The sequence below is a fragment of the Gelidibacter salicanalis genome (assembly GCF_007997285.1).
In the GTDB taxonomy this organism is placed as follows: domain Bacteria; phylum Bacteroidota; class Bacteroidia; order Flavobacteriales; family Flavobacteriaceae; genus Gelidibacter; species Gelidibacter salicanalis.
On the sequence record NZ_VORX01000005.1, the window covers coordinates 1 to 12,731 of the forward strand.

Sequence of the window (12,731 nt, forward strand, 5' to 3'; positions counted from 1 at the left end):
AAGCTTTTTCAGCTTGCGCATTTCTGGGAACAAAAAATACAAAAGTGCATTTTTGCACTTTGGGATTTCATTTGCAGTAGCGGTACTGATCTGGATCAACAAAGTTAATCCATATCACTTAAAACTAAAAATGCCAAGCTTTTTCAGCTTGCGCATTTCTGGGAACAAAAAATACAAAAGTGCATTTTTGCACTTTGGGATTTCATTTGCAGTAGCGGTACTGATCTGGATCAACAAAGTTAATCCATATCACTTAAAACTAAAAATGCCAAGCTTTTTAAGCTTGCGCATTTCTGGGAACAAAAAATACAAAAGTGCATTTTTGCACTTTGGGATTTCATTTGCAGTAGTGGTACTGATCTGGATCAACAAGGTTAATCCATATCACTTAAAACTAAAAATGCCAAGCTTTTTCAGCTTGATCATTTCTGGGAACAAAAAATACAAGAGTGCATTTTTGCACTTTGGGATTTCATTTGCAATAGTGGTACTGATCTGGATCAACAAGGTTAATCCATTTTCGCTTAAAATAAAAAATGCCAAGCTTTTCAGCTTGAGCATTTCTGTAAACAAAAAAGATAAAATAAGCTATTCACACTATTTGTTTACATTTACAGAAGTGAAATTTGTTTGTATCAACAGCTGATATACCAGAAATGAGGAATGCATCACTTTTGTAGTATTAAATTAACCTTTACATTAGAAAATTTCTAAAAAACACATATATGCCAAAGCCAAAGGGTCAGAAAAACGGGAATAATAAAGCAAAGCACACTAAATTGCTGGATAGAAAAATGAACAAGAAGAAAGAAGCACAGGCGGTTCGTAAGGAAAAATTAAAGGCAATTATAAAAAAAGCAAAGGCTGATAAGTGAGCTCATATCCCGCTCAGATATGATATAAATTGCGGTAATACTATTGAAAATTTATTCCTAGTTTATTAAATACTATGTCGGTATAAATTAACCGTTTTTCTATGCTTTCCGGAACTCAATAATGGTATACCTTCAACGTATATAACTTTAAAATCAGCATCCTGTCCCAAATAGGATTTGAATTCATCCACTAACTGGGCTTCTCTTTTAAATCCAGTTGGGCAATTTATTTTAAATTCATAAGATTTCTCATCTACTTGAATCAATTGATATTGTTCTATTTCTAAATAATTCCACATGTTTCTACCAATAAGATATGAGGTGATCAAGTCCCCAGAAGTATCAAAGAGTAAATCTAATTTTCGGCCTTCTACTGTTTTTAAGTAAGTAATTCCATTTGTAATTTCTTTAACTCCCATGTCCCCAGTATCGTATCTTATAAACGGCATCGCATAATTATAAAGATCGGTCAATACAATACGACCGAGAAGACCGTCTTCTAAGAGTTCATCTCTTTCAGGATGGAATATTTCAATTTTATAACTCGCTGTATTGACTAAAAAATAATCAGAATCTTTTTCCTGCTGAGCGATAATCCCATTTTCAATATTACTATATCTCGACACCACTGGGCACTTGAATAATTCTTTCAGTTTAAGCCGAGTTTCCCTAGATAAGCCTTCAGACATCGTAATCACCCCAGAAAAGTGACATGGAAAATTATCAATCTTATTTTTTTTACAATATCTCACAATGTTTTCTAAGGCGGAGACATAGCCCAAAACAGTATGTGTTTGTTGCGCGTATTTTTTACAATCTTCTATTAACTTTTTGATTTCGAGATCTTTTAGATTTTGAACATCAATGGTGGAAATATGCTGTAACTGATAAAGCCAGGGGGCTTGCATCTTTTCCTTTATCCATATTCTGAAATACAGCAGTCTATTTCCTAAATTATAGCCGCCTAATTTTCCAAAATAGAGAGTGTCTGCATAGTTTCTAGCTTTTTTGTTTTTATCCTGATACACAGAAAAAGGAGTGCCTGTGGATCCAGAAGTTGTCATTTTCAGTAGATCTTTAACTTCAAAATTCGTTGCAGTAAATGCCTTAAAGTTTGATTTAATTGTCAACTTATTTATTACCGGAAAATGATCTAGAGACGTACTATCCATATGTTGATAGTAGGGGACATTCGTACTGGCGTGACGAAGTAACTTGCTTAAAGCAGATAAATGTGCTTCTGTCTTTAAGTCATAATGAGTTTTTATGTCTTTATGATGTTTACTGATTTTTAATCCCCCTAAAAAATCCTTGATATGAAATAAAACACCTGTATTATTCATTGCTCTTAGTTGACGATTAACCCACAATATGCGGCATACCGCATCTTTTTTTTTTTCAATAATCAGTAAACAAACAAATCATTTGTAGAGATCCTATTCAAAAAAGTTGCTCTGAATTTCCAGGTTAAACCATATCCTTAAATGTAAAATTATTTTTTTATTTCTTAATTAAAATAAACAAAATTTTTCACCTTTAAATCACAGTATTTTATATTATATGTTATTTTGACACAACACACTGGGTAGGGTGCTCGACAAGCATTAAACAGGGGCTATAACATATCTAAAATCCGCTCTAAGGCCATACCTCTCGAACCTTTAATCAATAGAAATGAATGTTCCACACGAGTGGTGTTCAGATAGAATTTTAATGCCTCAACTGTTTGAAATTTTTGAATCCATTTTGAAGTAACAGTGGTATTATAAAAATTTTCTCCTACCAAATAGACCTGACCTAAATCGTGTTGCTCCAGATAGTCCACGATAAACTGATGTTCATTGGCCGCAGTTTGTCCCAACTCGAACATGTCTCCCAAAAAAAGATGCTTTTTACCTTGTTGCAATTGTTTAAAATTTTCCAAGGCAGCCAGCATGCTTGTAGGATTAGCATTGTAGGCATCCATAATAATGGTATTGTTGCCCTGCTTTAAAATTTGTGACCGATTATTGGTTGGCGTATATTTTTCAATTGCGTTGATTATGGCCTCACGATTTACTTTAAAATAAGAGCCTACCGCAATAGCCACAGCCATGTTATTGAAATTATAAGTGCCAGCAAGTTGACTGTTAACCGTTCTGTTATTGTACGTTAGGCTTACACACGGTTGTGATTTTACGAGTTTTAGACGAGTGTCCGACGATGTGGGCAACCCGAATTTATGCACCTGCTCATATCCTGAAGTTTGTTGTACTTGAATCGGGTCATTCTCGTTAACAAAAATAACCTTATGATGGGCCTTTAGGTAATCGTATAATTCAGATTTTGCTTTAATAACGCCTTCCAAACTGCCAAAACCTTCTAAATGAGCTTTTCCAAAATTGGTGATCAATCCATAATCAGGTTGGGCAATCTGACAGAGCAAGGCAATCTCTTTGGGGTGATTTGCGCCCATTTCAACAATGCCTATGTCTGTATGTTCATTTATCTGTAATAAGGTAAGCGGGACACCTATGTGGTTGTTTAAGTTTCCTTGTGTTGCGGTAGTCACATTGGTTTTGGAAAGGACCGCTTTAATCAGTTCTTTGGTGGTCGTTTTACCGTTGCTACCGGTAAGGGCAAGAATAGGCACATTTAATGTCTTTCTATGATGGGTTGCGAGTTGTTGTAAGGTTTCTAAAACATTGTCTACCACAATGTAGCGCTCGTCTATAGCGACTTCCGCTTCATCAACTACACAGTATTTAGCGCCCGAATCTAATGCTTGGGAGGCGAATTTATTGCCATTATAATGGTCTCCCTTGAGTGCAAAAAAAAGGCAGTCTTTTTCAAGCTTTCGGGTGTCTGTACATGCGGAAGTGCATTCTAAAAAATGGGCATAAAGAGTTTCTATTATCATAAAATAAAAGTAACAAAAAAGTCCTAACACAAGGTCAGGACTTTTAATAGTTAATCACTAAATATTAGTTTCTTGATTTGTTGTTTCTTTGAGATTTAGATCCAACTCTAGACATTGCACATCTAAAACCGATGTAGTCCGTTGCCATGTCCTGTGGGAAATAACGACGTTGTGCAGGATCGAGCCAGTAAGCTCTATCTTTCCAAGATCCACCTTTATAAACTCTTACATTATCATTTACCAAAGACGTTCTGTCATTAGATTTGTCGTAAGATCTGATCAATTGTCCGCTTGAATCTGCTGCTACATTGTGGGTAGGAGAGTTGTACATTTGTTTAGTTCCAATGCCGGCTTCACCTTCATCAAAATTGTCGTTATAGTAACGCGATGACCTCTTGTCGCCATCTCTAAAGTTTCTGTTATCACTAACATCAAAATTTGTTCTTAAGTAAGAATCGTCTGAAGTAATAGGGACTTGTAAAATTTCACCTGGTAAGTTTCTAGGAACTATTTGCCCACTACTCAAGGTGTCATAAACAATATCTTGAGTTGTAAGTACTTTTACAGTACCATCTTCATTAATGGCATTTTTAGTATAAACATTACCACGGTAATAGTTAAAGTCGTTAAATTCATCGTCAACAATTGGTCTGTAGACATCAGCCACCCATTCTGCAACGTTACCTGCCATATCATATATTCCAAAATCGTTAGGAGCATAAGATTTTACAGCATTGGTAATGTCTGCCCCATCATCTGACCAGCCTGCAATTCCGCCGTAATCACCTTTTCCTTGTTTAAAGTTGGCTAATTGATCTCCTCTAGATTTTCTTTTGCCAGAACGTGTGTATTGACCACTCCATGGGTATTTCTTTCTACCACGAATGGTATTGTAGTTTCTTAATTCACTCAAGCCAAGTGCCGCATATTCCCATTCAGCTTCAGAAGGTAAGCGATACTCTGGAGAGACAACCCCTGATTCTCTTTTAGCATAAATATTGATAGGATTACCTTCAGCATCTGTTTGTTGTTTCTTTTTTCCTCCTTCAAGGACTTCGGCGTTGCCACCATAAGTAGCACTAGGGCTATTAATGTAAGTATCTGTATTGAAATTAGCATCTGCACTCACATCATTTAAACGCGCGTCTTTCTTTAAATAACCAGCTTCTTCCAAATAAAGTTCGTTCACTCTGTCTGTTCTCCATTTTGCAAATTCAACAGCTTGAATCCAACTTACACCAACTACAGGATATTCTCCATAACCCGGGTGACGTAAATAGTTTTCTGTCATCATCTCGCTATAGCCAAGACGATTTCTCCATACTAAAGTATCTGGTAAAGCACTGTTATAGATTAAGCGATAGTTCGGGTCCTCTGGAGGGTAGACACGTTTTAGATAATCTAAGTACTCCAAATACATTTTGTTGGTAACTTCAGTTTCATCCATGTAAAACGATTGCACGTGAAGTTGGCTAGGGGAGTTGTTCCAATCGTGCATAGGATCATCTTGCACTTTACCCATCGTAAAAGTTCCACCTTCAACAAAAACGAGGCCTGGGGATGTGGCTTGTTCTTTGAAATTGGTGTTATACTGGAAGCCTCCATTCTTATCATTTATTTTCCAGCCCGTTGCTCTGGACTCGTTTGATGAAGATTTTTTACACCCGACCATTGTTAAAGAAAGCACTAGGGCAAACACTATCCTTATATTAATGATGTTTTTCATTTCCATACTTTTTAAGTAAGCTAATTAAATTTTGTGACGCAATATAGTAATTTAAGAGAAATTATCAACTGTTTTTATGAAATACAAAAAAGAAAGCTGCATTTCATCCCTTTTTTTGTACACAACATCGGATTTTTGATCATTTTATCGATATATTTCGTAGTTCATTAACGTCATCCTAAAACAAATATTGTTGTAATTTTGAATAAAAATTAAGACGGTATGGTAACAATAAGTGCCAAATGTTTTTAAGGATTGCTTTTGTACCATAGCATTTGATAGGAAAAGCGACAAATTATGCTTAGTTTTTGAGAACGAATTCACCTCATAATGAAATTGACCTTTCGCTTTATTTTTGTTTTAATTGTAGGTTTGGGTTATGCGCAAGAGAAGCAATTTAATATCCAATGGCAGGGTGAGCAGGTCTTAGAAACTGCCTATTCTAAAATTTCAGTGCCGTCATTTAATCAGGAACATTTCAGTTTTGAACTGAATTCAGGTCTCACCTACTTTGCACAATGGGCGTCAGAAGGTACCATCAACCCTAATACTGTTACTCTGACAAACGTAACCTATGCGAATATTACTAGGGACGAATTAAACGCTGTTCCATTGGAGTCAATTCCTACGACTCCAAGTCTGGAATTTAAAAATATCACAGCCCGTGGAGAGACTTTCGCATATCTCGAACTGTCTCCTATTATTAAGGATAAGGAAACTTATAAAAAAATCATCTCGTTTACCATAAATTTCACCACCGGTTCTAATAGAGGTAAAGAGCCTCTAGGTAATGACTACACACTTAAAAATTCGGTGTTAAGTTCGGGCAGTTGGTTCCGATTCTATGTGGATAAATCTGGCGTGTTTAAACTCTCCAAAAGTTTTTTAAATAATTTGGGCATACAAACCAATGGTCTAGATCCGCGAACCATAAAAATTTATGGCAACGGTGGCGCCATGTTGCCACTACCCAATTCTGAACCCTATCCGTTTGATTTGACAGAAAATGCTATAAAAATTGTGGGCGAAGAGGACGGCGAATTTCACAACAAGGATTATATCCTGTTTTACGCGGAAGGACCGACGGGTTTTAATGCAGATAGTAATACTCATCATAACGTCTTTACGGATAAGAGTTATTACTATATCACTTTTGGTGGAGGTTTGGGAAAACGGAAGGCATCCATCGCCCAACCCGAGGCAGCGGCGACCTATATTATAGATACATTTCAGGATTACCAATTTCACGAAGTCGATGCCTACAACATTGTCAGGGTTGGACGACGTTGGTTTGGTGACCGGTTTGATGTGGAACACCAAAAGCAATTTAAATTTAGTTTTCCAAATCTTATTCTTTCTGAAGCGGCTTATGTTAAAGTACACGCAGCATCAACCTCAGATGTGCCCACCTCCATGGAAATAAAGATTAATGATGAAGTCGTTTCCAATCTTAATTTTGCCTCCATTGGGATGCCTGTTCTGGCGGACGGCAAGTCTTTTAATGCGAATGTGACTTTAAATTCTCCTGAGGTTAACGTCACGCTAACCTACAATAACTCCGGAAACCCCACAGCTCATGGGTATTTAGATTATATCGCCATTGAGGCGACGCGGGCTTTAACCTTTACAGGCAAGCAGTTTATGTTTAAAAATAAAGTGGTGTCAAACACTCCAGGGATTGTAGCTTATAATTTATCCAATGCTTCCGCCGTATCGGAAGTGTGGGAAATTACGGATAAGTATAACGTAGCTAGCGCTTTAAACACAGATGGAGCTTCGGTTTTTAATTTTAAATCTGAATCTGGTTTGGCCAAAACTTATCTCGCCGTATCGCCTGCTGATTATTACGAGCCATTGCGTGACAGTAAAACTACGGTAGATAACCAAAATTTAAAAGGGCGTATCTTAAAGGATGATCAGGGTCAGTTTAAAGATGTAGATTATCTAATTATTAGTCCGGACAATCTTAGATCCCAGGCTGAGCGTCTTGCCCAGATTAATAGAGATCAAAATAATCTGAATGTAAAGGTGGTCACCTTAAATGAGATTTATACGGAGTTCAGTTCGGGAAATCAAGATGTAGGTGCTATTCGAAACTTGGTCCGTTACGTGTATCACAATGCAAGTGGGTTAGAAAAACGTCTAAAATATGTCTGTCTTTTTGGGGATGCTTCTTTTGATTATAAAGATCGCATCCCCAACAATACGAACATTGTACCCTCGTGGCATTCTTTAAATAGTTTTAGTCTTACCAATGCCTATGTGTCTGATGATTTTTTCGGAATGATGGATGAGAATGAAGGCGATATGAGTACTTCCAATAAATTGGATGTTGCTGTTGGGCGCATTTTGGCAGAAACACCCCAACGCGCCAAGGAAATGGTGGATAAGATAGACTTATATTACAAAGAGATTTCATATGGGCCCTGGAGAAATAACGTCGTCGTCCTGTCTGATGATGTCGATGTGGCCTGGGAAAGCATACTTCAGGAAACTACAGATGCAATTGCTAATAGCATTGCGGTCGAAAAGCCGTTTTTAAATGTGGTTAAGATTCACTCTGACGCTTACCAGCAGGAAGCGTCCGCTAGCGGAGAACGTTATCCCGAGGTAAACAAATCTCTAAAAGATGCGCTTGAAGTAGGCGCTTTGGTGGTGAACTATTTTGGGCATGGCGGTGAAGATGGCTTAGCTTCAGAACGCATTTTTGATAAAAACGATTCGCAAGAAATTAACAATACCTGCAAGTTCCATTGTTTTGTAACGGTAACCTGTGAATACACGCGATTTGACAACCCGTTTCGTCCTACAGCCGGAGAGTATACCTATTGGAATACTAAAGGAGGCGCCATTGGTCTGATCACAACAACACGACAAATTTTTGTAAATGTTGGCGTCGCATTTAATGTAAAATTAGAGGACTATCTCTTTAATACGACCAATCAAACATCAATGGCAGAAGCTTTACGGCTCACTAAAAATGACCCAGCACTGTCTGGAATTCAGCAAAGGCGCTTAGTGTTTTTTATTGGCGATCCGGCAATGAAACTCGCTTTTGCCCAACCTAATATCCAACTGACTAAAATTAATGATAAACTTCTGGGGCAAACAAATGATACTTTAAAGGCTTTGAGCAAAGTAAAATTGTCAGGACAAATTACAGATCCTTCAGGGACTCTGATGTCTGGTTACAATGGGGTATTGACTGCTACTGTTTTTGATAAAGAAATTCAACGTCAAACACTAGGCAATAATAATGTGATTCAAAACGGAAAGCCAATCAAAATGGACTTTACCACTTTAGGCGAAAAGTTGTTCATTGGTCAGGCCACCGTTACCAATGGTATATTTAATTTTGAATTTGTGGTGCCGCGTGACATTGGGGTGCCTGTGGGAAAAGGGAAGGTAAGTTTTTACGCCCAAACTGAAACCCCCTTAAAAGACCAGGCTGGCGCAAATTTTGATATCCTGGTAGGAGGTATCAACAGAAATGCCACCCTAGATAATACTGGGCCAATGGTAAAACTCTACATGAATGATGAAAATTTCGTTTCTGGAGGTATCACCAATGAAGCACCAACACTTTTGGCCAAATTGGAGGACAGCAATGGCATCAATACAGCAAGTGGTATTGGGCATGATATCATCGCAATTATTGATGGTGATGAGACTAATCCATTTGTGCTTAATGATTATTATAAAGCCAATGTTGATGATTATACCACAGGAGAAGTGTCTTATGGCTTCCGCGATCTGAAACCCGGTTTGCATACCTTAACCCTTAAAGCCTGGGATGTCTATAACAATTCGAGTAGTTCTGAAATTCAGTTCGTTGTTCATGATAAAGATCAAGAGTTAAAGATTGAAAACGTATTAAATTATCCTAATCCGTTCATTAATTACACAGAATTTTGGTTTAACCACAATAGTTCACAACCTTTAGACGTTTCTATACAAATATTCACTGTTTCAGGTAAGTTGGTTAAAACCCTGAACAGTCAAACAAATTCCGATGGATGTTGTAATGAAGGGGTTTCCTCTTTATCTCGAGATATAGTTTGGGATGGGCGCGATGATTTTGGAGACAAAATAGGTAAAGGCGTTTATATTTATAAACTTAAAGTGCGCTCTAGTCAATTGAATAAGCAAGTAGAGAAAATTGAAAAACTTGTGATATTATAATAATAATTTATATTTGTTAAATACGCAGGTACGCGAGTGCTTGTTTTGAGACTCAAGATCATATGAAAAAAATCGTACTTTCCCTCATTACTTTGTCTGTTTTTAATTTTGCTTCCGCTCAAGAAACGGTCATATTTGAAAATCAATCGTCAGTAATTACCACGGCGGTCCCCTTTTTATTGATTGCTGCAGATGCAAGAGCTGCCGGTATGGGAGATATTGGAGTGGCTACCTCAGTAGATGCATTTTCTCAGCAGTGGAACCAATCCAAATATGCGTTTTCTGAATCAAAATCAGGAATTGGTGTGAGTTATACACCTTACTTAAGCAAATTGGTAAACGATATTTTCTTGGGGAATGTGACCTATTTTAATCGTATTAATGAACGAAGTGCCTTTGCCGTGAGTTTTAAATATTTTAGCTTAGGTGAAATTGAACTGGTTCAAGACGAATTTTCTGAAGCTCTGATTGCGAAACCAAATGAAATGACCATTGATGCATCCTATGCCTTAAGATTATCCAATAAATACTCCATGGCTGTAGGCTTACGCTATTTGCGATCTGATTTAAAAATTCAGGCTTTAGATAATTCTGCAAATCCCGGCAGTTCAGTCGCTGTGGATATTTCAGGATACTATCAAGGGGAAGAAGAGGCGTATGGCGATTTTAACGGGAGAACCCGCTTAGGGTTTTCCATTCAAAACTTAGGTCCTAAAATTAAATATGATGACGGTGGTCGTGATAATTTCCTGCCAACTAACTTAAGACTTGGTGGAGGTTTCGATTTTATATTTGATCAATACAACACACTGGCCTTGACTGCTGAGGTTACTAAATTATTGGTGCCTACGCCACCACTTTATGGCTATGATGAGACCAATGGAGAACCAGGTCAGCAAGTTGACCAGGAGCCAACCTATATTGTAAAAGGAAAATCCCAAGATGTCGGTTTCTTATCGGGCGTATTCCAGTCCTTTGGAGATGCTCCAAACGGCTTTAGTGAAGAAATGAAAGAATTTACTTGGGCTTTAGGTGCTGAATATAAATATCAGGACTCTTTTGCTTTTAGAACTGGTTATTTTAATGAAAGTGATGATAAAGGGGCGCGTAAGTTTTTTGCTTTGGGCGCTGGTTTTAAATACACTACAATTAATATTGATATGTCTTATTTATTCTCCACTTCCAAGGTTCAAAGTCCTTTGGAAAACACCTTGCGTTTTTCGTTGACCTTCAACTTTGGAGACGGTGCCTATAAAGAATATTAAGACCGACCATTGCCTTGCGATTATATAAAAACTATTGTTATTGAAAGCAATAGTTTTTTTGTCTAAAAAAGTGACGTATTTTTAAGAATAGATATATGCCCTATGAAGGAAATTAAGATTGAATCCCTACTCCATGTTTACGATAGTTTAGATGAGCTTCCAGCAGAAATTAAATCACTGATGAAACACGCCATGGATGCGCGTGATAATTCCTATTCACCCTACTCCAATTTTAGCGTGGGAGCAGCCATTTTACTCGACAATAATGAAATTGTACCGGGAAGTAATCAGGAGAACGCCTCCTATCCATCAGGATTGTGTGCTGAACGCACCGCAATCTTTTATGCGGGTGCCAAATATCCAAAGGCAAAAATGCTCAAAATGGCCATTATTGCTGGGTCAAAAACTAAAGTTACCGATGTACCAATTCCACCGTGTGGCGCCTGTCGTCAATCGATTGCCGAATACGAGGTAAAACAAGAAACGCCCATCGAATTATATTTTATGGGAGAGACCGGCAAGGTTGTAAAATCACATTCCTTAGCAAATCTTTTACCTTTAGTGTTTGATAAATCCTTTCTATAACGTTTTCGTATAAATTTTACGATTTTCAGTTTTTTCATTACTGCTTAAAGTGTTACTTTTGTTAATCGTTTAGTGATGAACAAAATTTAGACGTTTAAGAACGATCTGAAAACTGTGCATTGAATGAATCTCGCATATCGTGGGACTTTCAGATATCTAAACTTAAGAATGTATTTAATTTTTTAGAAATTATTTCGAATGCAAAAAATAACAAAAGAAGTTTACCTTAAATGGTATGAAGACATGTTGTTCTGGAGAAAGTTTGAAGACAAACTTGCTGCAGTGTATATTCAACAAAAAGTAAGAGGTTTTCTTCACTTGTACAACGGACAGGAAGCTATTTTAGCGGGCGCTTTACACGCAATGGACCTGACCAAAGATAAAATGATTACGGCCTACCGCAACCACGTGCAACCAATTGGTATGGGCGTAGATCCTAAGCGGGTAATGGCCGAGTTATTCGGTAAGGCTACGGGAACATCTCAAGGTTTGGGTGGTTCAATGCATATTTTTTCTAAAGAACACCGTTTTTACGGGGGTCATGGGATTGTAGGAGGTCAAATTCCTTTAGGTGCTGGGATAGCTTTTGGCGATAAATATCACGGGATTGATGCGGTTACCCTTTGCTGTTTTGGTGATGGTGCAGCGCGTCAAGGTTCCTTACATGAAGCTTTTAACTTAGCTATGTTATGGAAATTACCAGTGGTCTTCGTTTGTGAAAACAATGGTTACGCCATGGGAACTTCGGTAGCCCGTTCCGCCAACCACACTGATATTTGGAAACTTGGTTTAGGATATGAAATGCCCTGTGGACCAGTAGACGGTATGAATCCTGTAAAAGTTGCAGAAGCTTTTGATGAGGCTATTCAACGCGCAAGACGTGGCGACGGTCCTACATTTTTAGAACTAAAAACGTACCGCTACAGAGGACACTCTATGAGTGATGCCCAACATTACAGAACCAAAGATGAGGTGGCGGAATACCAAAAAATAGATCCAATTACCCAAGTAAAGGAAATTATTCTTGAAGAAGAGTACGCTACGACAGAAGACCTTAAAAAAATTGACAAACGTGTCAAAGAACGCGTTGCAGAATGTGAAAAGTTTGCTGACGAATCTCCTTATCCTGAAAAGAGCGTTATGTACGATGCGGTTTACGAGCAAGAAGATTATCCATTTATACAACACAAAATATAAGC

9 protein-coding genes are annotated in these 12,731 nt (G+C 37.7%); 6 read left to right on the top strand and 3 right to left on the bottom strand.

The genetic code is table 11. The annotated features are described in order from the left end of the window. Together ES711_RS16275 and ES711_RS16280 are read left to right on the top strand one after the other, a co-directional pair. Nucleotides 1-646, top strand: a 646-nt coding sequence (locus ES711_RS16275) for a hypothetical protein (RefSeq protein WP_170245266.1), incomplete at its 5' end; no start/stop codon positions are given. A 79-nt stretch (nt 647-725) separates the two neighbouring features. Continuing rightward, on the top strand, nt 726-875 hold the full coding sequence (locus ES711_RS16280) for a hypothetical protein (RefSeq protein WP_170245267.1): 150 nt from the start codon (nt 726-728) through the stop codon (nt 873-875). A gap of 65 nt (nt 876-940) precedes the next feature. On the opposite strand, the gene ES711_RS11025 is transcribed toward ES711_RS16280, so the two are convergent. From ES711_RS11025 to gldJ, 3 genes are all read right to left on the bottom strand, one after another. After that, a complete protein-coding gene (locus ES711_RS11025) occupies nt 941-2,218 on the bottom strand; it encodes a phenylacetate--CoA ligase family protein (RefSeq protein ID WP_146893368.1) in 1,278 nt (425 codons plus the stop codon). Nucleotides 2,219-2,490: 272 nt separating this feature from the next. After that, nucleotides 2,491-3,774 (bottom strand): UDP-N-acetylmuramoyl-tripeptide--D-alanyl-D-alanine ligase, encoded by a 1,284-nt coding sequence (locus ES711_RS11030; RefSeq protein WP_146893369.1) that lies wholly within the window; start codon nt 3,772-3,774, stop codon nt 2,491-2,493. A 64-nt stretch (nt 3,775-3,838) separates the two neighbouring features. Continuing rightward, complete coding sequence (gene gldJ / locus ES711_RS11035; protein ID WP_211363072.1) at nt 3,839-5,506, bottom strand: gliding motility lipoprotein GldJ; 1,668 nt, start codon at nt 5,504-5,506, stop codon at nt 3,839-3,841. A 324-nt stretch (nt 5,507-5,830) separates the two neighbouring features. Here gldJ and porU point away from each other — a divergent pair, with 324 nt between their 5' ends. From porU to pdhA, 4 genes are all read left to right on the top strand, one after another. Next, complete coding sequence (gene porU / locus ES711_RS11040; RefSeq protein WP_146893371.1) at nt 5,831-9,682, top strand: type IX secretion system sortase PorU; 3,852 nt, start codon at nt 5,831-5,833, stop codon at nt 9,680-9,682. 62 nt (nt 9,683-9,744) lie between these two features. Next, on the top strand, nt 9,745-10,947 hold the full coding sequence (gene porV / locus ES711_RS11045; protein ID WP_146893372.1) for a type IX secretion system outer membrane channel protein PorV: 1,203 nt from the start codon (nt 9,745-9,747) through the stop codon (nt 10,945-10,947). A 102-nt stretch (nt 10,948-11,049) separates the two neighbouring features. Then, the gene (gene cdd / locus ES711_RS11050; protein WP_146893373.1) at nt 11,050-11,532 is read left to right on the top strand and encodes a cytidine deaminase; all 483 of its coding nucleotides are present in this window, start codon (nt 11,050-11,052) and stop codon (nt 11,530-11,532) included. A gap of 198 nt (nt 11,533-11,730) precedes the next feature. After that, nucleotides 11,731-12,729, top strand: coding sequence for a pyruvate dehydrogenase (acetyl-transferring) E1 component subunit alpha (pdhA, locus tag ES711_RS11055; protein ID WP_146893374.1), 999 nt, complete (start codon nt 11,731-11,733; stop codon nt 12,727-12,729). Nucleotides 12,730-12,731 lie beyond the last annotated feature (2 nt).

Coding starts and splice junctions, on each gene's coding strand:
- pdhA (WP_146893374.1), top strand. CDS start 11,731: ATGCAAAAAATAACAAAAGAAGTTTACCTTAAATGGTATGAAGACATG.
- ES711_RS11030 (WP_146893369.1), bottom strand. CDS start 3,774: ATGATAATAGAAACTCTTTATGCCCATTTTTTAGAATGCACTTCCGCA.
- porU (WP_146893371.1), top strand. CDS start 5,831: ATGAAATTGACCTTTCGCTTTATTTTTGTTTTAATTGTAGGTTTGGGT.
- cdd (WP_146893373.1), top strand. CDS start 11,050: ATGAAGGAAATTAAGATTGAATCCCTACTCCATGTTTACGATAGTTTA.
- porV (WP_146893372.1), top strand. CDS start 9,745: ATGAAAAAAATCGTACTTTCCCTCATTACTTTGTCTGTTTTTAATTTT.
- ES711_RS16280 (WP_170245267.1), top strand. CDS start 726: ATGCCAAAGCCAAAGGGTCAGAAAAACGGGAATAATAAAGCAAAGCAC.
- ES711_RS11025 (WP_146893368.1), bottom strand. CDS start 2,218: ATGAATAATACAGGTGTTTTATTTCATATCAAGGATTTTTTAGGGGGA.
- gldJ (WP_211363072.1), bottom strand. CDS start 5,506: ATGGAAATGAAAAACATCATTAATATAAGGATAGTGTTTGCCCTAGTG.